At 60.3% G+C, this 26,552-nt stretch carries 19 protein-coding genes; 15 read left to right on the top strand and 4 right to left on the bottom strand.

Features of this window, described 5'->3' with window-relative positions:
* Positions 1-156: 156 nt before the first annotated feature.
* Both ACZ3J7_RS37775 and ACZ3J7_RS37770 read right to left on the bottom strand, forming a co-directional pair.
* Positions 157-1,260, bottom strand: a complete 1,104-nt coding sequence (locus tag ACZ3J7_RS37775) for an LEM-3-like GIY-YIG domain-containing protein (RefSeq protein ID WP_311052673.1) — start codon at positions 1,258-1,260, stop codon at positions 157-159.
* Between the two features lie 33 nt (positions 1,261-1,293).
* Complete coding sequence (locus ACZ3J7_RS37770) at positions 1,294-2,250, bottom strand: recombinase family protein (protein ID WP_311052670.1); 957 nt, start codon at positions 2,248-2,250, stop codon at positions 1,294-1,296.
* A 599-nt stretch (positions 2,251-2,849) separates the two neighbouring features.
* Between ACZ3J7_RS37770 and ACZ3J7_RS37765 the strand changes: the two genes are divergently transcribed.
* From ACZ3J7_RS37765 to ACZ3J7_RS37730, 8 genes are all read left to right on the top strand, one after another.
* A complete protein-coding gene (locus tag ACZ3J7_RS37765; RefSeq protein ID WP_115304714.1) occupies positions 2,850-3,488 on the top strand; it encodes a hypothetical protein in 639 nt (212 codons plus the stop codon).
* A gap of 436 nt (positions 3,489-3,924) precedes the next feature.
* On the top strand, positions 3,925-4,146 hold the full coding sequence (locus ACZ3J7_RS37760; protein WP_003944686.1) for a hypothetical protein: 222 nt from the start codon (positions 3,925-3,927) through the stop codon (positions 4,144-4,146).
* Between the two features lie 476 nt (positions 4,147-4,622).
* A complete protein-coding gene (locus ACZ3J7_RS37755; RefSeq protein ID WP_311052666.1) occupies positions 4,623-6,224 on the top strand; it encodes an ATP-dependent nuclease in 1,602 nt (533 codons plus the stop codon).
* Positions 6,221-7,372: a DEAD/DEAH box-containing ATP-dependent helicase gene (locus tag ACZ3J7_RS37750; protein WP_311052665.1), complete on the top strand. Its 1,152-nt coding sequence runs from the start codon at positions 6,221-6,223 to the stop codon at positions 7,370-7,372. Before ACZ3J7_RS37755 ends, ACZ3J7_RS37750 begins: the two co-directional genes overlap by 4 nt.
* Before the next feature lie 560 nt (positions 7,373-7,932).
* Positions 7,933-10,335, top strand: a complete 2,403-nt coding sequence (locus ACZ3J7_RS37745) for a type I restriction-modification system subunit M (protein ID WP_311052663.1) — start codon at positions 7,933-7,935, stop codon at positions 10,333-10,335.
* Entirely contained in the window at positions 10,328-11,521 is a 1,194-nt protein-coding gene (locus tag ACZ3J7_RS37740) for a restriction endonuclease subunit S (RefSeq protein ID WP_311052662.1), read from the top strand. Before ACZ3J7_RS37745 ends, ACZ3J7_RS37740 begins: the two co-directional genes overlap by 8 nt.
* Positions 11,518-14,802, top strand: a complete 3,285-nt coding sequence (locus ACZ3J7_RS37735) for a type I restriction endonuclease subunit R (RefSeq protein ID WP_311052661.1) — start codon at positions 11,518-11,520, stop codon at positions 14,800-14,802. The genes ACZ3J7_RS37740 and ACZ3J7_RS37735 overlap by 4 nt, the downstream gene beginning before the upstream one ends.
* Before the next feature lie 35 nt (positions 14,803-14,837).
* Positions 14,838-15,527 (top strand): M48 family metallopeptidase, encoded by a 690-nt coding sequence (locus ACZ3J7_RS37730; protein WP_351640498.1) that lies wholly within the window; start codon positions 14,838-14,840, stop codon positions 15,525-15,527.
* Between the two features lie 281 nt (positions 15,528-15,808).
* On the opposite strand, the gene ACZ3J7_RS37725 is transcribed toward ACZ3J7_RS37730, so the two are convergent.
* Both ACZ3J7_RS37725 and ACZ3J7_RS37720 read right to left on the bottom strand, forming a co-directional pair.
* Positions 15,809-17,191, bottom strand: coding sequence for a Shedu immune nuclease family protein (locus ACZ3J7_RS37725; RefSeq protein ID WP_311052660.1), 1,383 nt, complete (start codon positions 17,189-17,191; stop codon positions 15,809-15,811).
* Positions 17,192-17,699: 508 nt separating this feature from the next.
* A complete protein-coding gene (locus ACZ3J7_RS37720) occupies positions 17,700-18,026 on the bottom strand; it encodes a hypothetical protein (protein ID WP_311052658.1) in 327 nt (108 codons plus the stop codon).
* Between the two features lie 383 nt (positions 18,027-18,409).
* Here ACZ3J7_RS37720 and ACZ3J7_RS37715 point away from each other — a divergent pair, with 383 nt between their 5' ends.
* The 7 genes from ACZ3J7_RS37715 (at position 18,410) to ACZ3J7_RS37685 (ending at position 26,233) form a co-directional block, all read left to right on the top strand.
* Positions 18,410-20,095, top strand: coding sequence for a Mu transposase C-terminal domain-containing protein (locus ACZ3J7_RS37715; RefSeq protein ID WP_243621725.1), 1,686 nt, complete (start codon positions 18,410-18,412; stop codon positions 20,093-20,095).
* 4 nt (positions 20,096-20,099) lie between these two features.
* Positions 20,100-21,008: a TniB family NTP-binding protein gene (locus ACZ3J7_RS37710; RefSeq protein ID WP_095972676.1), complete on the top strand. Its 909-nt coding sequence runs from the start codon at positions 20,100-20,102 to the stop codon at positions 21,006-21,008.
* Positions 21,005-22,234: a TniQ family protein gene (locus tag ACZ3J7_RS37705; protein ID WP_095972675.1), complete on the top strand. Its 1,230-nt coding sequence runs from the start codon at positions 21,005-21,007 to the stop codon at positions 22,232-22,234. The genes ACZ3J7_RS37710 and ACZ3J7_RS37705 overlap by 4 nt, the downstream gene beginning before the upstream one ends.
* Before the next feature lie 171 nt (positions 22,235-22,405).
* Complete coding sequence (locus ACZ3J7_RS37700; RefSeq protein ID WP_353799042.1) at positions 22,406-23,572, top strand: site-specific integrase; 1,167 nt, start codon at positions 22,406-22,408, stop codon at positions 23,570-23,572.
* On the top strand, positions 23,569-24,648 hold the full coding sequence (locus ACZ3J7_RS37695; protein ID WP_243621726.1) for a recombinase: 1,080 nt from the start codon (positions 23,569-23,571) through the stop codon (positions 24,646-24,648). The genes ACZ3J7_RS37700 and ACZ3J7_RS37695 overlap by 4 nt, the downstream gene beginning before the upstream one ends.
* A 96-nt stretch (positions 24,649-24,744) precedes the next feature.
* Positions 24,745-25,332 (top strand): SMI1/KNR4 family protein, encoded by a 588-nt coding sequence (locus tag ACZ3J7_RS37690; protein WP_166503098.1) that lies wholly within the window; start codon positions 24,745-24,747, stop codon positions 25,330-25,332.
* A 226-nt stretch (positions 25,333-25,558) separates the two neighbouring features.
* A complete protein-coding gene (locus tag ACZ3J7_RS37685) occupies positions 25,559-26,233 on the top strand; it encodes a recombinase family protein (protein ID WP_366054062.1) in 675 nt (224 codons plus the stop codon).
* Positions 26,234-26,552 lie beyond the last annotated feature (319 nt).

The following is a 26,552-nucleotide window of genomic DNA, read 5'->3' as shown; positions in this document are numbered from 1 at the left end:
ACGCTGCCACTCGACACTGACGATGCACGTTCAGCGTGGACGTATTTCGTTGCCGGGCAGCGAATTTCATCGACAGGGCGACATAATCTAAGTTATCGCCAATTCGAGGGGGCTCTGTACCGCACGCAGAACTCGACGAATGCGCGGGCAGGGTTTTCACTCCGCCGGGTAGGGATGCCAACCATGTTGACGCCATCGCCTGGTCCGCCGAGCCTTCTTCAGCTCCGCGACACTGGTTCCGACGTAGCGGGTTTCCAGTTCCGGATCCGCCGGGCCGGAGAACCGCCACGCTCCGCCCTGCCCGCTCTGTTCCCAACTCGAAGCCCGATACACCGCTCGGACGATGTCTGCGGCAACGAAGAAAATCGGAACATTCGCTGTGTTGCGAATAACCGGGCCGGCGTGCCACCAGCCTCGACCTTCTTCGTAAACCTGCTCTGTGGAGTTTTGCGGGTTCAGTGCCGCGTTGACGACGAGAACAACGAACGGCCGTTCGATCTCCGGTGCCGCAGTCGCGGCGTAACGCCTGATCAGTTCCGGTAGCGGGATCACGCCCCACTCTGTGGTGGTGTGACCGCCCGCGATGTTTGCCAACACTGCCGTACCCGTCGGCGCTTCTATCAGGCGGAGCGCATCGATCAAGGTTTGCTCGATGGCGTATGCGCTCTTGTCGGCGCTCGCTTCGGGCTCGATCCGGTGCCGCAGGATGACGTGTTCGACTGTTTTGCCCGACTGGTAGATATCTCGAATGCGTTGGTTCTTTGCCGATTTCACTGCGGGGGCTTCGCGTTCGATTCCGTCTTCGACGAGGTCAGGGGCTCCCATTGCGGACCAGACGTGACTGTAGACGCGATCTCCGACTCCTTTGCCGACGTAGAAGATGGAGCGATCTCGTGGATCGATCAGGGCGTAGACGTAGACACCGAGCTTTTCGGTGACTCCCGGCGCCATTCTCGGCGGTAACACATACTCGCCGACGACCTGCTGGGTATGGAGTTGGTCCAGGACCCCTGCTCGGAGAACCGATGAAATACCAAAGCCGCCTCCCTCGTCGAACAGTGCCTCCGATGCCGCCTCCGCGGTGGTGAAAACGCGGCCGACGTGATCTTCGAGATATCGCAGCACTGAACGCAACTCGGCCCATCGCATCACTGGATCGGGATTGATTCCGTCGATCTCGAGGGTGATGAAGTCAGCGGCAAGTCGCGAATCGCGAAGCTCGCGAGCGGAGTTGTCCGTGACTGTCCATACTGTCGGCATCAGTGCACAGTACTCACCGGTCCCGACGAATTTTCAGGTGTGGTCCGGGCATCGCAGCTCAGGCAGCACGGCCCATCCACTCGCGGTGAGCCACTGCTGCACCGGATCCGGCAGGGCGCCACTGCGTGCGGTCTGTGCGAAATCGCCGGCGAGGATTGGTCCGTCACCGCACACCGTGCATGCGACATCGAACGCCGGCGGCCCCGGCTCGCACTGATGGCAATGTGATCGGGCGATCACCGCAGCTGGATCGGCCGGATTGTCGGTATGAGGATGCAGCCAGATCACGGCCAGGTCGCCGCGTTGATGGGCCGCTTCGGCTCTGGTGCTCGGCTCGTAACCGCAGGACGGGCAGATCCGCGACGTTCGCGCCGGCACAACGGGGACCGCAGCTACCGTGCTCACCGAATCGGTCGACGCACTCGCCGCCGGTGTGCGCTTGTTCAGGTGTCCGTAGACAGTAGTGCGGGGAACATTCAACATCGCCGCGATCTGCGCGACCGTCTTCTCCCCCGCGTCGTAAAGCTGCTGGGCGAGCACGATCTGATCGTCGGTGAGCTTCGGCGGACGACCACCCTTTCGACCACGCGCCCGCGCCGCGGCCAACCCGTCCCGGGTGTTCGCCACGATCAACTCACGTTGAAGTTCGGCGAGTACGGAGAGCATCCCGAACATCGCTCGCCCTTCCGCTGTTGCGGTGTCGATGCCCTGCTCGAGAACCTTCAATCCGATCCCCCGCTCGCGTAACTCAGCGCCGAGGGTGATCAGGTGCACCACCGAACGCCCCAACCGGTCCAGTCGGGTGATCACCAACGTGTCACCGCTACGTAGTCGAGTCAGCACCGCGTCGAGTTGCGGGCGTGAGGCTTTCGCACCGCCCGCGTGGTCGGTGTGGATGTTCGCGGCGTCGATCCCAGCCCGCGTCAGAGCGTCGATCTGGTGGGCGGGGTTCTGATCTGCGCTCGACACCCTGGCGTAACCGAACAACATCTGTCGAAAATATCCCACTTCATCGTTTTTCGACAGACTCCACCACCTGAAACCCATGAGGTGATGCAACAGTACGATGTTCCGTGTGCTCATTCCTTGCCAGGTCCGGGCGCACGGCTCGCCGGATCGGACACCTAACCCTGACCCGGCGGGCCACCAAGAATTCCCCCAGAACTGCACGTGGAGTGCCCATCTCAGCGCTGGGCGAGCGAAACGTCGAAGGTACGTCAGATACGGCTGCGCGTGAATCCACACGGGCCGGGAACGCGGTGCCCACCGAATCTGGACATTGACCCCACCAGGGTGAGACTCACCTGGCTGATCGTCAGCACCAGCCAGGCAGGTCTCGATGCGCCCGAGTCCGGGGAGACGAGCGCACCAGCAGGACTGTCCACCGAAAGGTGTGTGACGACATCTCGGCGAACCCCACACATCATCGCGAAGACGACTGTAACGCCACAACCGGGACCTGTCTGTCGCTACCCCACAGCACCCCCCAGCAGCGGAAGCCACGGCGGCCGCTGCCGAAGACCACGCAGCGCCGACCGATCTATGCTCATCCCAAACAAAATGCGTTCACCAGCGAGGAAACAACAAAGATGAGTCCGAGGCCCACCTGGCTCCACACCCGATCCACCGAACTCCGGGCCGCACTCCTCGATCTCGGGCTCACGATCACCGACACCGAAGCCCGGAAAATCCTCGACGACAAACTCACCGAATACACAACTCTCATGCGGGTCACACGCCAGACCGCACAGCGAGACTTCACCGACGAACGTCTCCTCGCGTTCGCGCAGTCCCTCGCGGTGTCCCTCTCCGACGAGGCCCCCGGCGCCGATCTGATCGAATTCGAGCGCGCCATCTCCATGCCTGTCGCCGCTGTCGGGTTGACCACCGCGGCGCTGGCCGAAGCCTTGAAGGTCGCGCACATCAACCTCGACGACAAAGAAGCTGTCGCCGGCCTGTCCTTGCTCTCGACCCTCGGCATGATCACCGCGGACGCCAATGCTTTCCTCGTCCCCACACCACGCCCACTGCTCCTGCGCATCGCCCGCTACCTCGACGGCGCCGCAGCATCCATCACCGACGGGGCGAACCTTCCCGACGGACTCGACGACACCCACCGACAGCAATTCGCGGACATCCTCGCCCAGGACGCCGACGGAATCCGGGCCCTCGCCAACACCGACGACGGCGACACCCCAACCCTGTGGCGCACCCCCAACCCGCGCTGACCCCCTGCGCAGCGAATCGCAGTCCACACGCCGAAACCTGCGGGGCGGGCCGCCCGCCGATAGACCAGGGGTGGCTACCGGCGGAGCGTTCGCCATACCCGTTGGGGACCGGGTGATGCCGCCCCCGAAAATTTACGTCCCGTTCACCCCCGTTACCAGTCTTCGCACAGTTACAGCTACTTGAGCATTGAACTACCCGCAACGCGCTCAGCCCCACAGCAACAGGTAGCGGCGGACCATTACAGCGTTAGTTCAGCGCACCTAGGGGTGACGCCCTCACTTACCTCCCACGTACCGACCGGTCAGCAATGACGCAGTAACATCACCGTTGCGGTGCGCTGTTTTCCGCCTCGGTTCCAGCGCATCACCCGATACCACCGCGCAGGCAGTCACCCCTTCGGACTGCCTGCATGATCCACACGTGCAGGAGCCACGCATGACCTCCCCTGACGACCGTCTGACCGCCAAACTCGAACAACTCCCCATCAGCGACGACGCCCCCATGTGCTCACTCCTGCGCACCACCCTGCTCAAACACGCTCAACACGGCAGCGACATCACCGAGCCCACCCTGCTCGGACTGCTCGCCATCACCGGCGCCCTCGAAGAACGCCTCACCCGACTCGAAGCCACGATCCAGCCCTCCCCCACACCATGACGGCACCACCGCCTCGCATCGACCGGCGAAAGTGCGTCCGAAAGTTTCTCGGAGCGAGATCAGAAATTGCCGTTGTCCTCAGCTGCATCCTCTTCGCCCTCGTCATCGTCTGGTGGGCAGCCTGAAAGAACTTCTCTGTCGAAAAGACAAGGTCTGTTGGTTATTCGACATAGATTGTCGACACGAGTTCTCGACACATCGACCTCAGAACGAGCTGGGGATACGCGTACTTCACAGAAGCGTCGAATACCGATCTATTCTCGACGCCCAAATTCCATTTATTCGCGCCTATAGCCACTCTTCAACTGCCACCATCTCAGGTCTACCTCTTCCATATGCGCCGCAGGCTCCTTCGCTCGGCCATCGGAATCGATGCACTGGCGATTTAGCGGGCTTGACTGTCGGTACCCCGTGCTTCAATGCGACATTCCAGGCGCACGCTCGGGCGTCTATGAGTGGGTACGAGGTCAACATAAATGATTGAGCGCATTGTCATCCGGGGCTACCGCCTCTTCCAGGACTTCGAGATGGTTCCCACTACAGGGCTCAATATTGTCGTGGGCGGCAACGAAGCGGGTAAATCAACTCTGTTGGAGGCGATCAGTCTCGGTCTGACGGGACGGGTCGACGGTCGTTGGGCCGAAGAACAACTCAATCCGTACTGGTTCAACCAGAAACTGGTGGCCGATTACTTCGCGGAACTCGCTGCCGGGAATTCTCCCAAGGCTCCCGAAATCCTCATCGAGCTTTTTCTCAGCCCCTCGAACCCGGACATCCACATCCTCCGCGGCGTCTATAACTCCCGCACTGAGGATGCACCGGGTGTGCGCATCCACATCAAGCCGTCGACCGACTACTACGAGGAATTAGCCAGCTACCTTGCCGCCCCGGACCGCCCCGACATCATTCCCGTCGAGTACTACGAGGTGGAGTGGCAGGACTTCTCCGGCGCGACACTCCACCGCCGCCCGAAGAGCCTGGGTGTGTCCTTCATCGACTCTCGAACGATCCGGTCGACCTGGGGGCTCGACTATCACACACGTGAGATGCTCGGCGACTTCGTCGAGGCGAAGGAGCGGGCTGCGATCTCGGTCGCGCACCGCAGCGCACGGCACAACATTTCGGAGACGGCTCTTTCCGAGGTGAACAAGCGCATCGTCGCCGAAGGCACCAAGCTCCACGACAAAGACCTCGCCTTGCAGATGGACCAGTCAGCCGGCGCCTCCTGGGAGGCGAGTGTTGTGCCGTACGTCGGCGAAATTCCATTTGCGCTCGCTGGTCAAGGCCCTCAGGCCGCGATCAAGGTGGCGCTCGCCATGAACCGCTCGGCGGACACCACCGCCTACGTTCTGATCGAGGAACCGGAAAATCACCTCTCCCACACCAGCCTCACACAGTTGATCGCCCGCATCGAGGCACTCGCTGGTAATCGGCAGGTCTTCATCACCACCCACAGCTCCTACGTTCTCAACCGCCTTGGGCTCGACAAGCTCCGACTCCTGCACGCAGGAACACCGACGACTTTCTCCGACATCTCGGCGGACACCGTGCTCTACTTCAAGCGCCTCTCTGGCTTCGACACCCTCCGCATCGTTCTGGCGGACAAACTCGTCCTTGCGGAGGGACCGTCCGACGAGATGTTCTTCGAGCGCGCCTTCCGAGACAAACACGGCAAGACGCCTATCGAAGCCGGGATCGACGTACTGTCCATGGCCGGCGTTTCCCTGGCTCGAGCCCTGGAACTCTCTGCGGCACTCGACCGTCAGGTCGCTGGAATCCGGGACAACGACGGCAAGCAGCCAAGCCACTGGGAGGGGAAGGTCGCTGCCTATCTCCAGCCAGGGAAACGGCAGCTGTTCATCGGGGATCCAGCCGATGGCAGGACCCTTGAGCCTCAGCTGATCCACGCTAACGGTGACGCTACTTTGCGAGCGCTTCTGCCGATTACGGACGATACGAAGACCACCCTCGACTGGATGACCGGCCACAAGACCGACGCCGCCCTGAAAATCGCCGAGTCAAAAACTTCGATCACGTTCCCGGACTACCTGATGAAAGCAATCGAGTTCGTCGAATGAACCGGGTCACTCTCGCCGTCGCCGGATCCCGCAAGACGCAGTCGATCGTCGATGCCTGCGCGGGTGGAGCACCCGGCGTACGCCGCCTCGCGCTGACGTTCACCCAAACCGGGCAGGCCGAACTCAATGGGCGACTCCAACAAGCCTGCGCCCCCGGAACATCCCCCGAGGTCATGGGCTGGTTTACATTCCTGCTTCGGCACTGCATCCGCCCGTATCTTCCGCTGCGCTTCCCCGAACAGCGCCTCCGCGGACTCAACTTTGACGGTGAGCCTGTAGGCGGGAGGTATGCCAAGGAAGCGGCCAGATTCTTCGACGCCGAGGGCCGCGCATATCGACTTCATCTCTCCAAGCTGGCCTACGACGTATCCGTAGCGAGTAACGGCGCCGTCGTCGACCGGCTCTCCCACATCTACGACGATATCTACATCGACGAAGTGCAGGACCTGACCGGGTGCGACCTCCACATCGTCGAGCAGCTTATGAAAGCGCCTGGCATCGATGTTCACATGGTCGGCGACGTGCGGCAATCGGTGTTCGATACCAACCCGCAGGACCCGAACCTCAGGAAGTTCCGAGGGGTGAAGATGCTCGACTGGTTCGAACTGCATCGAGCCTCAGGTCTTCTCGACGTCCATCACAACCAGGAAACTTGGCGTGCAAACCAGGCGATTGCCGATTTCTCCGACGCGCTCTTCCCCTCCGAATTCTGCTTCGAACCGACGACCTCGAAGCAGACCGAGATCACGGGCCACGACGGGGTCTTCGCGATCGCTGAGGCTGACATGACGCTGTACATGAGCCAGTTCAATCCGCAGGCACTACGAGACCGGATCACCACCGCGAACGATGTGGAACTGTCGTTTCGCAATTTCGGGACTGTAAAGGGACTGACCTTCGACCGAGTGATCATCTACCCGACGAAGTCCATCACTGCCTTTCTCACGAAGGGAACGAAGCTCAAGCCGAAGACCGCCTGTGGGCTCTACGTGGCCGTGACCCGCGCCAAGCACTCTGTGGCGTTCGTGGTGCCGAGCCCGGCTGCCACCGGACTCACATCCTGGAGCGCATCCCATAGTGACGATGGCGTGGCCGACGAGGTGTCCGGTCGGGGCGCTGCGCTGCCACCGGAACCGTCTCATAAGTAGACGCATTTCACAGCGGAGAGACACTAATTTTGGAACGTACTTCTGAGACGCGCTGAGCTGGGGAAACACTCGATCCCACACGCAAACATGCGGGTGTCTCAATTCCAAGGAAATGAGACGGATCTGTGGCGAGGTTCGGCCGAGCGGTCGAACCAGTTCTCGTCAGCCTCGGGCGCGGTAGCCGGACTGCCTTGTCCTAGCCGTCCGCCTTGGCGTTCCGTGGTTGGACTCGCCGCTGCGCCATTTCCGGCGGCCTCGACGTGGCAGCAAGTCGGTCCATAGCCGGATCGAGTTGAGGCCATACGCCTGATTCCGTGACCTGTCCCCAGGCTTGAGTTACGTAGTTTCGTTGCTGCGGTGATGATCGTCGAGAGTGAACAGGTGAGCCTTTTGCACTGGGCTGATCCGGGGTCTGTGTTACGAACCATATCGGCTACACCAGGCCTTCAAGGGAACCGAGACTACGGCCAGATCAGTCGAAGACGTTCCAGGACTACCTCAACCGGCGAGGAACCCCGTACCCAACCGGACCGACAAAGGCCGAGAGCTAAAGTCAACCCATGTCTCGGCTCACTCTTCCCCAGCTCGAACGTCATCTTTTCTCCGCCGCAGACGTACTTCGCGGCTCCATGGAGGCGTCCGCCTACAAGGAGTACATCTTCGGGATGTTGTTCCTGAAGTACGCATCGGACCAGTTCGAAGCCGAGCGTGAAAAGGTCATCGCCGACCAGCTCGCCAAGGGACGAGACCAGCCCGAAGCTGAGAAGCGTGCCGAGAACTCCGCCTTTTACAACACCTTCTACGTTCCAGAACGTGCCCGCTGGCCATACCTGCGCGACCATGCGCACAAGCAAGTCGGCGACGAACTGAACAAGGCCTTGCAGGCACTCGAAGAACGCAACTCGGCCCTCGACGGCGTGCTGCAGCACATCGACTTCAACCGCAAAGTCGGCCAGTCGTCGATGTCGGACAAGAAACTGCGTGAGCTGATCATGCACTTCAACAAAGAGCCGCTGCGTCAAGACCGCTTCGAGTTCCCCGATCTCCTTGGGGCGGCATACGAATATCTGATCGGCGACTTCGCCGACTCCGCAGGCAAGAAGGGTGGCGAGTTCTACACGCCCCGTTCCGTCGTAAGGCTCATGGTGCAGATCGCCGACCCGCGCGAGGGCATGAGTGTCTACGACCCCTGCACAGGGTCGGGTGGCATGCTGATCTTGTCCAAAGACTACGTCGAAGAAAACGGCGGCAACAGCCGAAATCTCGCCCTCGCCGGCCAAGAGAAGGACGGCAGCGTCTGGGCAATCTCCAAGATGAATATGCTGCTCCACGGCATCCCGGACGCTGACCTTCGCAATAACGACGACGGCACGCTCGAAGACCCGGCTCATGTCCAAGGCGGTGAGTTGATGCGCTTCGATCGCGTCATCACGAATCCGCCGTTCTCGCTGAACTACAGCAAAGACGCCATCCCGTTCCCCGAACGCTTCCGCTACGGCTACACGCCGGAGACCGGCAAGAAGGCCGACCTCATGTTCGTCCAACACATGCTGGCGGTCACCCGCACCGACGGCATGGTCGCGACTGTCATGCCGCACGGCGTCCTCTTCCGTGGCGGTGATGAGGGCCGTATCCGCTCCGGTCTGCTCGACGACGACATCATCGAAGCCGTCATCGGCCTCGGCCCGCAACTGTTCTATGGCACCGGCATTCCCGCTTGCGTCCTGATCTTGCGTCACAAGGGGGCAAAGCCTACCGAGCGCGAGCACAAGGTGCTATTCATAAACGCCGACCGCGACTACCGCGAAGGTCGCGCCCAGAACTTCATCGAACCCGAGCACATCGAGAAGATTGTGTCTGCCTACCGCGAATTCGGCGACGTCCCGGCATTCGCCAGGGTTGTCAGCCGCCAGGAACTCGCCGACAACGACGACAACTTAAACATTCGCCGCTACGTTGATACCACCCCGCCACCGGAACCTCAGGACGTGCGTGCGCATCTGCACGGCGGCATTCCGAAGTCTGAGGTGGTGACGAAGTCGGAGCTGTTCACTACTCACGGACTGAACATCGACGACCTACTAGTCGAGCGTGACGACGACTACCTGCAATTCGCTGCGACCGTCACTACAAAACGGCAGCTCAAGGAACTGATCGAAACCAATGCCGGAGTCGTCGAGGCTGAAGCTGCCGTTACGCAGGTAATTGAAAGCTGGTGGAAGGCAGAGCAAAATCGATTCACACAGCTAGAAACCACCGCGGACCTGATAGACCTGCGCAAGCAACTGGTCGCCACGTTCCAGATGGCACTGGCACCGATCGGTATGCTCGACCGCTTCGTAGTCAGTGGCATCATTGCCAGCTGGTGGGGCGAGAATCAACCCGACCTCAAGACCCTCGCCACTATCGGTTTCAAGGGCTTGATCGACGCGTGGGTCAGCACCGTGCTCGACGCCCTAGACGAGGAAAAGTCAAAGGTCGATCCGCTCGACCACAAAGTCGCTCAAGCATTACTGCCTGTGTACCTCGACGGCTTGGCAGCCCGCGCCGCCGAGGCGGCAGAACTCGACTCGACAATCAAGGCCGCGACCGCCAAAGCCGACGACGAAGATAGTGATGACGCAGACGAGCAACTGGCGCCGGTTGAACTCAAGAAGTTGAAGGCGCGGCTGACTGAGGCCAGGAAACACCTCAAAGCCGACAAAGCTGCATTTTCCGAGAAGCTGAGCGCTGCAGGTCAAGTGCTTGACGACACCGATGCGCAGGCACTCGTGCTCGACCTATTCCGAACCGATCTGCTCGCCGTTGCTGATCAACGCATCACCCGACACCGCCGACTGGTGGTCGATTCATTCGAGACGTGGTGGGAAAAGTATCAGGTGACCCTCGCGAGTCTTGAACGAGAACGCGATGTAGCGGCAGAGAAGCTCGCCGGGTTTTTGAAGGAGCTCGGGTATGAGTAGCGACGACTGGATACGCACACCAATTTCACAGGTCACTCGGATCGCAATCGGTGGAACGCCTTCGCGCGCAGTTCCATCGTTCTGGTCGGATGCCGAAAATGGTAAGCCGTGGGCATCAATAGCGGATCTCCGGAGAGCCGACGTAGTAAACACGAATGAGTACATATCTTCGCTCGGCGCGGCGTCGAGCAATGTTAAGCTTGTCGCCAAAGGTACGCCGATCATGAGCTTCAAATTGACGATTGGTCGGACGTCCGTAGCTGGACGTGACTTGTATACAAACGAGGCAATAGCCGCATTTTATGCCGACGAGACTCGGCTCGATCCGCGATACCTTTTTCATATTCTGCCAAGCGCGGCTGGATCTGTGGTCACAGATGTAGCAATTAAAGGCGCAACCCTTAACAAGAGATCACTCGCGACGATTCCTTTGGACCTACCCCCATTGCCAGAGCAGCGGCGCATCGCCGAGATCTTGGACACCGTCGACGACCAGATCCGCGCCACGGAGCAGATTATAGCCAAGCTTAAGCTTACGAAGCAGGGGCTCGTTTCAGATCTATTCTCCGGCGATTGGCCGATTGCTCGCATTGGCGAATCGGCGACTCTCATTACTTCAGGATCCCGTGGCTGGGCACGTTATTACTCTGATGAAGGTGCGAAGTTTATCAGGATTGGTAACTTAACGCGCACCCACATCAACCTTCGTTTCGATTCGTTGGTTCATGTACGCGTACCGTCTGACGGCGAGGGAGGTCGGACGTCGCTACAAAGGGGCGATCTACTCATATCTATTACTGCTGACTTGGGGATTATTGGCGTTGTCCCCTCAGATCTTGGCGAGGCCTACATAAACCAGCATATTGCCTTGGTGCGGTTCAACGAGGAAGAGTCGAACTCCCGGTGGATCGGCCATTATCTGAGCTCACCCCTCGGTCGGGCGCAGTTCTCTCGCTTAAATGATCAAGGAGCAAAGGCTGGCCTGAATTTGCCCACGATCTCGAATCTAAAATTTCCGGCACCGTCGTCGGCAATGCAGCGCAAAGTAGTCGCCGTGCTGGATGCGCTGGACGATCGCGTTACTCACGCTCAGCTCGAAGTTCAGAAGCTGCAAAAACAAAAGCAGGGTCTCATGTGCGACCTATTGACTGGTCGCGTTCGTGTGCTTTTGGAGACTGCATTGTGAGTCGTGGTCCTGAATACACTGATTCTGAAAAGCCGCTGTTAGAACAGCTGGCCGGTCTTGGTTGGACGCGCATCGAGGGCTCCAAATCCGATCCGACCGTGACTGGACGCGATTCGTTTCGTGGATCGCTGATCGAGGCTCGCCTGCGCCAGATGCTGTACCAAATTAATCTCGGTCCCGACGGTCAGCCGTGGCTGGATGACTCACGACTGTCCGAGGCGGTATCCGCCCTGACTCGTACCGAGACGGGCAAGTTGGCTGAAATCAACGAACGCCTGACCGATCGGCTCCTCGAAGGCGTGTCCGTCGCAGGATTGCCCGAATGGGATCAAGGCCGAAGCCAGCGAATCAGGTTCATCGACTTCAACCACCCAGAACGCAACGACTTCCTGGCGGTCAACCAGTTCCGTGTGGACGAGCCGGGCGGGCAAACCAAGAAGTTCGTCGTGCCTGATGTGGTGCTGTTCGTCAATGGCATTCCGCTGGTTGTGATCGAGTGCAAGAGCCCCTATGCCACCGATCCGATGGCCGCGGGGATCGATCAGTTGCGGCGTTACGCCAATCAGCGGGATCTCGGTGCGTCTGAGGGTAGCGAGCAGTTGTTTTGGACGAACCAATTCGTGGTCTCGAGCTACGGCGACAAGGCCCGCGTCGGCACGTTCACCTCTGGTGCTGAGCACTTCCTGGAATGGAAGGATGCTGCGCCGCTGAGCCGAGATCAGTTGGCGGACCATTTGGGTAAACCTGCCGCCGAATTGACCGGGCAGGAACTCCTCGTTGCTGGGATGCTTACTCCCGCAAACCTTCTCGATATTATCCGTCACTACACTCTATTTCAAGAAGCTGGTGGCAGGCGCGTCAAGATTGTCGCGCGTTATCAGCAGTACCGCGCAGTCCTCAAAGCTATCAACCGTCTGCGAACCGGCAAGAGTCGCAAAATTGATGGTGAGCATGACCGTCGCGGCGGGTTGGTATGGCACACCCAGGGATCGGGCAAGTCCCTGACGATGGTGTTCCTGGTGCGCGCTATGCGTTCCGACCCTGTGCTGCGCGCGTTCAAGGTCGTGATCATCACTGACCGGACCGACTTGGAAAAGCAACTGGCGGCGACTGCCAAACTGTCAGGCGAGACCGTCCAACGCGCCCGGAAGTCGGCGAAGCTCCGCACGATGTTGGCCGAGCATGGCCCCGCGTTGGTGTTCGCGATGATTCACAAATACCGTGATACCGACACGCAGAGTTCTGAAGACCACGGCCTAGACGGTGATGGGGGCGTCGTTTCGTTCGGTGTGCTCAATACCGATGAGTCGATTCTCATCATGGTCGACGAGGCGCACCGTTCGCAGACTTCGACGCTCCACGCGAACCTTATGGCCGCGCTACCGAACGCCGCGAAGATCGGGTTCACAGGCACGCCGATCATGCGCGAAGGCAAGAAGCGTACTGAGTCGATCTTTGGCGAGTTCATCGATAAGTACACGATTCGGCAGGCGGAGGAAGACGGCGCTGTCGTACCGATCTTCTACGAGGGTCGGACGGCCAAGGGTGCAGTCGCGGGTGGTAGCGATCTGGATGAGCTGTTCGAAGACATGTTCGCGGACCACACCGACGCTGAGATCGAAAAGCTGAAAACCCGTTATGCCACGGCCGGCTCGGTTCTCGAAGCGCCCAATCTAATTGCGGCCAAAGCGAAATCAATGATGTGGCACTATGTTTCGACCGTGATGCCGAACGGCTTCAAAGCGCAAGTGACCGCCTCAAGCCGTTTGGCGACAATCCGCTACCACGAAGCCCTGACGACTGCCCGCGATGAGTTGGTGGCTCAGATCGAAGCGCTGCCCGCCCATCTGCGTACCGACTCCAACGGTGATGCGGTCGACATCGACGGTCTGGACCGCAAGACGCAGATGCTAGTGCGTGCGGTCCCTCAGACCGAATTACTCAAGGCGTTGGAATTCATCCCCGTGATTTCGGGCAGCCACAACGACGACCCGACCTGGGCGCAGTGGACCGACAAGTCCCGCCAAGACGTCGTGATCGAGGACTTCAAGAAAAAGCTCGGGCAACGGGGCGAAAAGACCAGTCCGGTGGCCTTCTTGATCGTGCGTACCATGCTGCTGACGGGCTTCGACGCGCCGGTTGAGCAAGTGCTGTACCTGGACCGCTCCATCCAAGACGCCGAACTGTTGCAGGCGATTGCTCGCGTCAACCGAACCGCCACAGGTAAGAGTGCCGGGCTGCTGGTCGACTATTACGGCGTCGGCGCACATCTGCAAAAGGCGCTAAAGGCCTACGCGCCGGAAGATGCCGAAGATGCGATCGGCGCGTTGGCTTCGATCAAGGCCGAGTTGCCCAAGTTACGAGATCGGCACGCACGAGTGGTTGCAGTCTTTGCCCAAGCCGGCATCGATACCTTCGACACTCCCGAGGATGTCGAGGCCTGCGTGCAAGTGCTGGCCGATGAAGCTCTCCGCGCCCGCTTCGGAGTACTTCTGAAGCAGTTCCTCTCGACAATGGACACTGTCATGCCGCGCCCCGAGGCTCTGCCGTTCGTGCGGGACGCCAAACGCCTTGGCATTATTTCGCTGGCTGCCAAGCGCCGTTACCGCGACGACGGGCTCGGCGACTTCGACAGTTCCCTTTACGGCGAGAAGGTCCGCAAGCTGATCGACGAGCATGTGACCGCCCTTGACATCGCCACCAAGATTCCACCGGTGTCGATCACCGACCCCGACTTTCTCGCCAAGGTCCAAGGCCTAACCTCCGACAAGGCCAAGGCTTCCGAGATGGAACACGCGCTTCGCTACCACATTCGGAAGAACTTCGACGAAGACCCTGCTCGCTACACCAAGCTGTCCGAACGGCTCGACGACATCCTGAAGACACTGACGGACAAGTGGGAACAGCTGGCGTTGGCACTGACCGAATTACTCGGTGACGCGCAGAGTGATGACAGCGGAAGCGCGGTGCACGAGGATCCTCTGGTTGCCCGTTTCTACGGTCTATTGGAGGCGGAATTCGCGACCGACTCAACGCTGTCCGAGGAAGTTCGCATCGACATCGTTCACCTGGCGCAGGAGATTGTGATCGAAGTCGAGAAGCAAGCCAGGATCGTGCGGTTCTGGCATAACCCGCACAAACAAGACTTCCTGCGTAGGCAGCTGATCCACACCCTCGACGACCGTGACCTGTTCCCCTTCGATGAGCAGGCTTCGCTGGCCGACAAATTGATGGAACTTGCCAAGGCGAACCAGTCCCTCATTGCTGCCAGGGCGCGGTGATAAACGTGACCGTGATGACACTACGACTCGATGGGATGACCATTCCCGTCGAAACCGTCGGCACCAGCCGAAAGGCGAAACTGACCATCGACCGCGACGGCAGTCTGCAACTAAAAGTTGCACCGGACGTCGAACAGGCGGAGCTTGAACACTTCCTCGCATCCAAGCGGGAATGGATCTACCGCAAACTGGCTGAGAAGGAATCTCTGCATTACGAGCCGGTCGTCAAGGAACTCGTTGACGGTGAAGGCTTTCTCTACCTTGGCCGCAGCTACCAGCTTCGAATTATTGACACCGACGACCATCGGGTGCGGTTGCAGCGCGGCAAGCTGAACCTCCCCAGGGCTCTCGCTGATCTTGGATATGAGCACGTCATCGCCTGGTATCGAACGGCAGGGCTCACCTGGCTCAAACCCCGGGCCAAGGACTGGGCCAAGCGTTTACGCGTTGATCCTCAAGTGATCGAAGTGGCTGATCTCGGCAATAAATGGGGCTCGGCTCTGCCCGATGGGCGAGTACGCATTCACTGGGCGGCCATGCAGCTGCGCCCGGCGCTCGTTGAGTACGTGCTCGCGCACGAGCTGGCGCATCTCCGCGAAGCGCACCACGGCCCAACATTCTGGCAACTCCTCAACCGGGCGATGCCAGACTGCGGTCAACGTAAGGCGGAGCTGGCCAACACAGGAGCGGCCTTGTGGCATGGGGATCAGGCGCAGCGCGCGTAACGACGCACGGTGTTGCAAACGAGGCGAGGCATCCCCGCCCGGGTAGCCCGCCCGAGACAACGGAACGCACGCTACCAATCGATGCCGATCGGCCGACATCAACCCTGTCAATAAAGGTCTGGCTGGGTACCTGTTGGCGCTAACGCTCCTTCCTTTCGTTCGTCTGCTCAGTGATTGGCCCGCCTGTCGGCCGAGTATCGCAGGCACGAGCAGGGATATGGGAGATCAGACATGGTGCCAAAACGCAGGATAACCGCATCTCACACGAACTCAGTCAATGGTCATTCGACCTTGCGTGAGGTCTCTGAATCTTTCATTGTAGTCTGCGGCCGAAGGAATGTTCGCAGGATCTTGAGCTGCGCGAGCACCTCGTCGTAGGTCACCACCTTTACGTTGCGCGAATTTGCCCGGTATAGCTCGAATGATTTCTGCCGATCAGGGTCTTGCACAGCGGGACTGCGACCTGCAATGACGAAGCATGAGATTGCGTATGCCTCTAGGTCGTAGCTGCGCGTGTTGTTCTTCATCGTGGCAAAATTGGTCATCAGTTGGTAGGCTTGGTCAAGCACCTGCGTGATGGCACCGTCGAGTTCCGTCGAAGCTCCGTAGATTCCGGATCTATATTCTTTACCAAGCAGGGGCGTTGTCGGTTTCTTAATCTCTACAAGGGCCACATTGTTAGTTAGCGTATTTTTGACAAGGTAGTCCGCTATCTTGTCGCCACTTCCATCGAACCGTCCCCCGCCAACAGTGGCGCCTGATTGTGCAATTACCATTGGTGCACCGAATATCTGCTGGAGCGCAAAGGCGTTTACATCGAAGAAATCCTGCCAGTGGGCTTCACTGGTTTTCTTTCCTAGAGATTCCTCGTATGTCTTTATCAGACGGTCGAGGTTTACTAGCTCAACTTCCCTGTGGAGCTTCTGGAACCCCGCGGGGCGTTCCTCCGCTAGAGCCATCGACTCGGATACGACTACGTCGATGAGACTGTCCTGCTCCGTCTCGGTGAGCTCTTCTTCGTCGGCGGCAGCCTTCGCAACAAATCTTGAAATGGGATGTCTTCCCAGGCTGTAGCCGGTTTCGTCCAGATTTAGTGCGGAGGCCAGATCATTGTGGACATACGCATTCTTGACGCGCGATGTGGCACGGGAACCGCGCCCGTCGATCCGATTGAGTTCTTTCCATATATCCGCGAAACGGCTCAGACCGAAGCTGAGAACCCTACCGTCATCCGCAACCTCACTCCCCTCGACGAATGCAATTTCTTGACATGAAGTGTGTTCTTCTATTAATCTGACGATCCGGTTGCATTGCTTTAGCAGTCCGAGCCCGTAGTCCGGGTCCTTTGCAAACCCTGAAGGTAAATTCTCGAGAAATTCCTCGAAGCCGGGGAAATCTTCCTCTTCCCAACGGAATGTCAAAGTACGAATTTCTGAGTATTTCGGACTCAAGAAATTTCGATTCATGGATGAACTGGTGTGAATCGGGAACATTCGAATTTCCGAATAATCTGAAGAAAAACTGAGTATCTTCACGCCATTGATTGCAGATCTCGACTCTCTCGCATCTGACTTAGCCGTCCGTAGAGGAACGAAAAATCCATCGATGGTGGCGGGGTCGTCAGGATTCGGTCGTTCTTCGAGCCGGCCGATCAGAGGTTTCATTCCAAATCTCGCCATGGTTTTCTCAGATTCCCTTGTTCAGTGCTTCATCTTGATCATCTGAGGGTACGTGTCCTTTACGGTTCAGCATTAGAGGAACCGAGTTCATGTCCGACTCTGGCACTGTACCTACCGTTGCCATTGCGCTCGTGGTGGCATAGCCACGTCAGGTGACTCACCATTCTCAGAATCGCTCGACCGTTCAAGTCGATCTCAATCGTGTCCATGGCAGTCTCTACAGCCGATCGCCCCCGATTTTCGGTGTCGCTGAACAATGTTTCATAAACGACCCCTTTATGAACGTAGGGAACGATCTTCGGCGAGCTGGCCGAAGATATGTTCCGAAACCCGTGTCCAAAACGGATGATTCATTACACGGGTTGTCGGTGAGTTCTGGAACGCTGCTGCCTGCAGTATTCGCGCGATTTCTCCTCGGTCAGTGTGTGACTCTCGGAATTATTGGCACGTTCTTCCCTGAATTATTTGGCACGGCGATAGCCGTCAGACACTCTCACCTTGGGATCCTCGGTCGAGCAGGAGGCGGGACGTATCTCGGGCCTCTCACTGTGTCGAGATCCGCCAACCCGGCATCCTCAGAGCCTCCGAACAACTCCTCGGCCCGGCGACTGCTCAGAAAACCACTGATCAACTGCCACAGTTCATCCGCGAACGCCGGGGCGCCTGGACCGACCAAGCGAAGCAAGAACACGAACGCATCATCATCATCGAGCGCGGCCACGATGCCGTGCTCGGCGATCGCTCTCGCATCATCGGGGTACACCCCACCCAGGAACTCCAGCCCATGCAGATAATCGTCGAGGTACCTGTTCGGGCGCATCCCCTCATTCTTCCATCATGATCACTCCTGCAAGATCGACAAGCCGGACCTACGTCGTGGGCGATCGGTTGTCTCGTTCTTCTTCGCGCGTCATCGTGTCAGTCTCACCGATCCGATGTCGTTCATTGGGAGATGCAATCAAATCGACAGGCAGCAACCGAAACGAGCTGAGAGCAATTCTGCGGGTTTGGGTGTGCATTTTGACCATCGTCATACCGGACGGTGGAGAACGGGCGACTGGGCGCGACTGATGTCATTTTCAGAAGTCGACTGCACGGTGTCCTGCGATTTCGGCCTTGCGTGCAGTTGTCTTCTGACATTCTGTGTTCAGAAGTGCAGTGCACTCGGCAGCTGCGCTCGAGGCCATGCTGCGGAGGCGTGTCGTGGATGCGGAGAGAATCAGCATCGTCGAGAGCGGCGTACTGACAGCGTCGGATGAGCAGTGGGAGCTGGCCCGGTCGAGGTTCGCGGTCTTGGCGCCGTTGGCAGGGGTGGACACAGTCGGTTTCGCGGCGGCCGACGAGGCTGCCGAGCGGTTGCAGCTCTCGCGCCGGCAGGTATACAGCCTGATCGATCGGATTCGCTGCGGATCAGGGACTGTCACCGATCTGCTGATCGCACCGCCTTCGGGTGGCCGCGGCCGGGGCCGAGTGAGCGCCGAGGTGGAGGAGGTGATCGCCGATTATCTCGCGAAGGAGTTCTTGAAGCGGCAGAAACTCAGTGTCGCGGCGATATACCGCCGAATTGCGTTGGCCTGTCATCGATCAGGATTGCGGGTGCCGGCGCGCAATACGGTGGCAACGCGGATCGCAGCGATGCATCCCGGAACTGTAGCCAGGTTGCGTGGGGGCCAGGATGCTGCGCGGCCGCGCCAAAGCGCCGGCGGTGTCCCTCCTCCGGTGGAAGCGGTACTCGAGCAGGTGCAGATCGATCACACCGTGGTGGATCTGATGATCGTCGACGAGCACGACCGCGAACCGATCGGCCGCCCGTATCTGACCATGGCGATCGACGTATTCAGCCGATGTGTCCTCGGTTTCGTGGTGACGCTCGAACCGCCGTCCGCGGTATCGGTCGGGTTGTGTCTGGGCCGGGTGGCCTGCGACAAGAATGGCTGGCTGGAGGCGATGGGGTTGGCCGGGCAGGTGCAGTGGCCGATGGCAGGAAAGCCGCGGCGGCTCTATCTCGACAACGCAGCGGAGTTCAAAGGTGAAGCGTTGCGTCGGGGCTGCGAGCAGCATGGCATCGATCTCGGATACCGACCACCGGGTCGCCCGCATTACGGCGGCATCGTCGAACGCATCATCGGAACCGCCATGCTCAGGGTGCATGAACTACCCGGCACCACGTTCTCCGATCCCGCTGCTCGGGGCAGCTACGATTCGCAGGCAGCAGCGGTGCTGACCCTGACCGAGCTAGAACGATGGCTGGTTATTTCGACATCCTCGTACCACGGGAGCCTGCATTCGAGCCTCGGTCAGAGCCCGGCAGCGAAGTGGTCCGACAGCATCACCACACTGCGGAACCCTCCGCCTGTGGTGGTGGACGAGACTGCGTTCGTCGTCGATTTCCTTCCGGTAATTCGCCGGAGATTGACCCGCACGGGATTCACCATCGATCATGTCCAGTACTTCTCGAACACGCTCAAACCGTGGATCAGTCGCCGGGAGCAGTTGGGTACATTCGTCATTCGGCGTGATCCCCGCGACATAAGCCGAATCTGGGTCCTCGAACCCGACAATGGTGCAGGGTATGTCGAAGTGCCGTACCGGACGCTCTCGCATCCGGCGGTCACGTTGTGGGAGCACCGCGCTGCAGCCGCCCGGTTGCGTGAGCGGGGCCGCACACAGATCGACGAGAGTGCGTTGTTCTCGATGATCGAGCAGATGCGTGAGATCACGACCGGGGCGAAGAAGGCGACCCGCACCGCGCGGCGTAACCGCGCCCGCCGCCAACACCTACCCGTCCCGGCAACCACATCATCCGGGGCGATGAGCACTCCGCCGCCGGACGATCCCACCGCTCCCAGTGATGTCGTCGCGGCGTTCGACGACATCGAACAGTGGTGACTTCATGACCGAGCCTGCAGACGATGATCTGACACATCTGCATCACGCGGCACAACCGCTGGCGATGCTCCCTGCGGCGCAGCGTATTCGGCATGTTCGGGCCGACCGCTGGATCGGCTATCCCCATGCCCTGGCGGTGATCGAACAGCTTGAGGTGCTGCTCGCGTGGCCCGATCGAGGGCGAATGCCGAACGTGCTGCTCGTCGGTCCGACGAACAACGGCAAGTCGATGATCATCGAGAAGTTTCGCCGCGCTCACCCGCCGGTCAGCGTCCCCGACCGCGAGCAGATCCCGGTGTTGTGTGTGCAGATGCCTTCGGAGCCGTCGGTCAGCCGCTTCTACGTGGCATTGTTGGCGGCGTTGGGGGCTCCGCTCCGTCCGCACCGAAGAGTCCACGAGCTTGAGCAACTGGCACTGACGTTGCTGCGCGCCACCGGTGTGCAGATGCTGGTGATCGACGAACTGCACAACCTCCTGGCCGGCCGCGACGGTGTTCGCCGCGAATTCTTGAACCTGCTGCGCTACCTCGGCAACGAACTACGAATGCCGCTAGTGGGTGTCGGGACCCGCGAGGCCTATCTGGCGATCAGGGCCGACGCGCAACTCGAGAACAGATTCCATCCGACGATTCTTCCGGTGTGGGGCAACGATTCCGATACCCGTTCGCTGCTCGCGAGCTTCACGGCCAGCTTTCCGTTGCGCAAGCCCTCACACCTGACGTCGGAGGAGATGACCGGATATCTGCTTGCCCGCAGCGAAGGCACCATCGGGGAGCTGTCGATGCTCCTCACCGCTGCCGCGGTCGCCGCGATCGAGACCGGCGAAGAAGCGATCACCCACCACGTTTTGACGATCACCGACTACACCGGCCCCAGTGGGCGGCGCCGACAGTTCGAACGCGACCTGGCATGAGCAAGGGGGTCGAGGAGGTGCAGCGATGGCCCCTGCACCCGCAGCCTCAAACCGGTGAAGCACTGACCTCCTGGCTTCGCCGAATCGGAAACCTCTACGGGATCAGCAACATCGTCCAGCTCGTGAGCGAACTCCACCCCGATGGCGCGGGGTCGGATCTCGATCGAGACATCCCCGATGCCGCGGCCCGAATGCTCGCTGCCCGCAGCACCGTTGCGCTCGATCAGCTACAACAGATGAGCCTGTCGGGCTGGGTTCCGTGGCTGCTCGACAGCACCGACCCAGAGGAATGCGACTTCGACACTTACGTCCACCAACTCTCGGTCCTGATCCCACCGCAACTTTCGAAGGGTGATCGCCCCCGCCGCGCTCCAACAGAACCGGGATGGCTGCCGTGGGTCACCGACACCCCCAACGACCGCGTATGCCCGGTCTGCATCGGTGCCGGCGACGCGGACACTGTCATCGGTGTGAAGTTGATATGGCAGCTGTCGCTAGTGGCGAGCTGCCCCGAGCATCGCTGCCGCCTCGAACCCTGTCATGTCGTACCTGGTCAGATCGTATTCTGGGACAGGAGTGTCTGTGCCCTCGGTAAGGACCTGCGCCCCACCCCGGTGCACAGTACGGTCACCGCCCTCGATCACCGCACCACCGCTGCCCTGGCAGAAGGCAGCGTGCTGTTGCCCCGAGCTCGTGTGCACGCGGGTCTGTGGTTCCGGATGCTGCGCACACTGATCGACGAGATCTGCATCCCGCTCAGCAAAGCCGGCACATATGCCCGCGATCTTCGGCTGATCTGGGAATGCGCCGATGACCGGCCACCACGTGCACTCACTCGCCCGTTCGAATATCTGAATCGGGCCGATCAGAGTCGGATCCTCGCCGGAGCCGCTGCCGCGATCACCCTCATAGAGGACGGCACGATCACCGCGGCTGGAACACACGGCGATCTACTCAGCCCCTACCCGGCTGATGCAGTCTTCGCCGGAATACCCTTCCCACCTTCGGTACCAGCGCCGCCGGCGCACACGGACACCGCATCCAGTGCGTGGGAAAAGTTGCCCGCGCTGATCGACGCCGTTGTTGCCGCAGCCCGAGAAAACGCCGACACCGCCCGATCCCTACACGCATTCATCCTGCTCGGAGCCCGCACCGACCAGCAGATTCGCAAGATCGACGACACGTTCAACGAGCTGGGCATCGACATCGGCAACCGAGATCGGTGACACGATCGCCGCGTCGAAACAGGGGTCTGCAGGCATCGCTGCGCGTCACCCACGGTCGGTGTGCGGTGACCGACGAGAAATATCGTTCCCGCACCGTCTCTACTGAAAGCGCAGTTCAACACGCTTTTCGTCTAAACGGATGTGTCGGAGGGTGTCGCTACTGTTCCGGCCATGAGGAATGAGCAGCTCACCGGCCGCCACCGCACGTCTTCCCCCGCTGCGGCGGGCACTGCGGCGGTGTTCCCGGAGCTGCCCGACGATGTCGCCGCCCGGATCGGGCGATCGATGGAATCCGCTCGCTCCGACGGCACCCGGCGGGCGTACGAATCGGCGTGGCGACGCTTCGAGCACTGGTGCACCGCCCACAGCCACAGTTCATTGCCTGCGCATCCGGTGACCGTCGCTGCGTATCTCGTCGCAGCCGCCGACACCCTCACCACCACAGGAACCCGCGCTTACGCCCCACCCACATTCGCCAAGTGGGTCGCCGCGATCGCCGACCGCCACCGACGCGCCGGCCACGAGTCCCCGACCTCGCACGAGATCGTGCGCGGCACCCTCGCCGGGATCCGCCGCGACTACGCCGCCGCCGGAGATCGGCCGCGCAATCCGCGGGCACCGTTGCTGACCGCCGACATCACCGCCATCACCGCCGCCGCCCGAGATTCTGTCGCCGGTTGGGCGGACGAGGTTCTCGAACGCCGCGACAGTGCCCTGATCCTGATCGGCTTCGCCGGGGCGTTCAGACGCAGTGAACTCGTCGAATTACAGTGTGGGGACGTCAAACTCGACCGCCTCGACGGTGTTCATGTTCGGCTGCGGCGCTCGAAAACCGATCAGGACGGCACCGGAGCGGTCCGGGCTCTGCCGTTCACCGCCCGCCACGAGCACTGCCCGCCCTGTGCATGGGCACGGTGGGCGCAGGTCGTGGCAGCGTTCGATACAGGTGGACGTGTCGGGGTCATCCGAATACTCACGACATCCGGCCCATTCGATGCGCACGTCTGCCGCGGCGCCATCCCCAAGATGAGCGCGCAGGCACCGTTATTCCGGTCGATCCGCAAAAACGGGAACCTCTCCGACACCCCGTTGTCCGGGGCAGCGGTCCATGCCGCGATCCGCCGCCGCGCCACCGCAGCCGGCTACGACCCTGCCGTGGTCATACAGTTGGGTGGGCATTCCTTGCGGGCCGGTTTCGTCACCCAAGCCTTCCGCAACGGCGCCGACGCCCACGCCATCATGCGCCAGACCGGGCACACCACCCCCGCCATGGTCGAGGTGTACGCGAGAGAAAATGCGCCCTTGATAGGCAATGCCGTCAACGATCTCGGCCTATGACCACCCACGTCGATGCAGGTGAGGACATGACCACCGAGTCGAGCACCATCGATAACACCACCAGTGCTACCCATCTCGCACCCCAACCTCCGGATTCGCAACTCCCGGCACGGGATCGGCACACCTGGATGTTGTTCACGGACTGGTGCGCCGCCCACGACCAACCGTCGTTGCCGACAACGCCGGAACTTTTGGCCCAGTTCCTCTCCGCCCACCCCGCAGGTACGGTCACGCAGCGCCGGCGTATCTCCGTCATCGACACAGCCCATCACCGCTATGGCTTCCCGGCGCCGGGGCGCAGCGACAATATCCGCGCCGCCCTTGACGCGACGCGCAGGGCACGCCTCGACAATCTCGCCGCCCGTACCGGTGAGGTGATCTCACGGCTTCCCGAAACGGGTTGGCCGGCAGCGTTGTTTGCCCGCCGCGACGCCATGATCCTCACCCTCGCTCCTACCGGACTGACGTACACGCAGATCGCGGCGCTGCGTATCTGCGACGTCACCGCCGATCCTGTCACCGATGCCCTACACGTCGACGCGGTCGACCGTGTAGCGGTGATCCCGCCGGGGCTCGTAGCAGCCGGGGCCTCCCCGGCGCGGGTGTATCGGCGGTGGATGGAAGTTCTCGGATTCTCGGACCGGTATTTCAGCACCCACATGCTCGCGGGCCTCATGGACACCGGCGACGGCAACGAACTCACCGGACACGACGGACGCATCGACCCGGCCGATCAGCGGCCGCTACTGACCCCGATCGACCGATGGGGCCACACCCCACTGACCGCCACGCCGCTCACCGCTCGCGCAGTAGCCGACATCACCGCCGCGCACCTATCCGGTCAGGCACCGCGACACATCCACCCACCCCAACGAAAGAGCCCCGAAAACAACAGCTCAACAACGCAATCGGATGCTATAGAGCCGCTCGGCGACGACTACTACGAACACGGAATCGCTGCCCGCAAACACGCACACCACACCCTCGGCAGTGTCACATCGGCCCTCGACGAAATCGAGGACCGAGCCGACCGACTCCTCGCGGAGCTGCTCGAACTCATCGAAGGTCCCTTGTGAAGAGACATCCATGAGCGGTAGTGATGCTCTCGCCGAGAGTGCAGTCGTCTTCTGAAACTGACACCCTCGAAAAGGCTCGTTGGGTAGCGTGCGTTCATGAGCGTGGAAGAGAACTGGCTGAGGCTTCACGATTGGTGCTTGCGGGAAGCCCCGATAACGGCCGCGGCGATCGACCCACCAGCGGGCCAAAGTTTCGTGGACGAGGTCGAAGCATTGACTGGCAGAAAGTGGCCGACCGAACTACGGACATGGTTCGGTCTCCAGAACGGGAACCCGGACGGAAGGCACTCCGCCCTGATATTTCCGGAATACCAACCGCTACCGTTGGATCTCGTCGCATCTCGATGGGCATCGATGACGGAAATGTGGGCAGATACGACGGCAGCAGTCGGCGGCCTCAGTTTGCTCGACGAGCCTGCGGGGGAGGTCTCTGGAACTTACTTGTCCGCGTATATCCCGATCGCCTTCAACATTCGAGGCGATCTTTTGTTCGTCGACACCCGAGCTGGCCACTCCAGTGGATGCGTACGCGGATTTATGGGAGAAGACAACGATCAGGGCGAAAGTTGGGCATCCATCGACTCGCTTCTGGAGGAGGTTGTTGCTTCACTCGAGGATGGACGCCCGTGTCGCGGTTGGGTTCCGAGCATCGACGAGGGCTGGCTGCACTGGGAATTCCCTTAGGACTCCACGATGTCTCACCTGACACTGTCTCGACAACGAACGATTGATGGACCCGGTGGCTTCGATAGGAACACCCGATCAATTCCCCGACTCGAGGTTCAGCAGTCAGGGAATGACTCAGTGATGATGCTTCCGCCGAACGCGCAGTCGTCTTCTGAAAAATGCAGTCGTCTTCTGAAACTGACAACTGACGTGGCGAAATTTCGGGCCGAAACGTCCAATTTTGGTGTCCGTTGGATTTGTCCGTTATGGCATAGGCTCTAGTGGACAATTCGTGTTCGGCAGTGGGGGTAGCGTGAAAATCGGGTATGCGCGGTGCAGTACGGTCCGGCAGGACACGGCGGTTCAGGTGGATCTTCTGGTGAAGGCCGGTGTGGATCGTGACATGGTCTATGTCGATCATGGTGTCAGTGGCCGGCAGGCTCGTCGGCCTGGTTTGGATAATGCGATCAACGCGGCTCGGGCCGGCGATGTGTTTTGTGTGACGAAGCTCGATCGGTTGTCTCGGTCGGCGAAGGATTTGCATGAGACGGTGGAGCGGATCGCGGAGAAGGGTGTGTCGCTGTCGATTGATGGTCAGGTGTATGACCCGGCTGATCCGATGGGGAAGATGTTCATTGGCATTCTTGCGTTGATGGCGGAGTTCGAGTCGGATCTGATTCGTTCGCGCACGCGTGATGCTGTTGCCGCCGCGACGGCTGCTGGGAAGATGAAAGGTAGGCCGCACAAGCTCTCGCCGGAGGAGCGTGCGTATCTGCTGCAAATTTATGAGACGGGTCAGTTCAAGATCGAAACTCTGTGTAAGAACACGGGTTTGAAGCGTTCGTCGTTGTATACCAATATCCAGCTTGCGCGGATCGAGCGGGAAGCCAGCGATCGGACCCCTCGGGTCGAGAACTGAGCTCGACGCGAGTGGGGTCCGATCGTTAAGTCAATGGCACATAGGTTGTCGGTCTAGTTGTCCCTCAAGCAATTTCGCCGCTTTTTGTTGAGGTCGGTACCCGTAGTTTGGGTCAGGCGGGTGTGAGTGCATTGCGCAGCTGCGCTGTTACCGCGTCTTCGATGCGGGTTGCGAGGTCGATGTCTTCTCGCAGGGTTGCTGATGCGTTGGCGGCTCCGATGGTGTGTCAATGGCCACGAAGTTCTCCCCGTAGGCGGCCAGTAGTTCTCCCCGCTGGTGGCCACGGGTTCTCCCCGGTGGCGGCCAGTTGTTTTTCCCC

It is taken from the genome of Kitasatospora sp. NPDC015121 (genome assembly GCF_055562955.1).
Note: the sequence above shows the minus strand (reverse complement) of the source record. Positions and strands in the feature narration are given on the sequence as shown.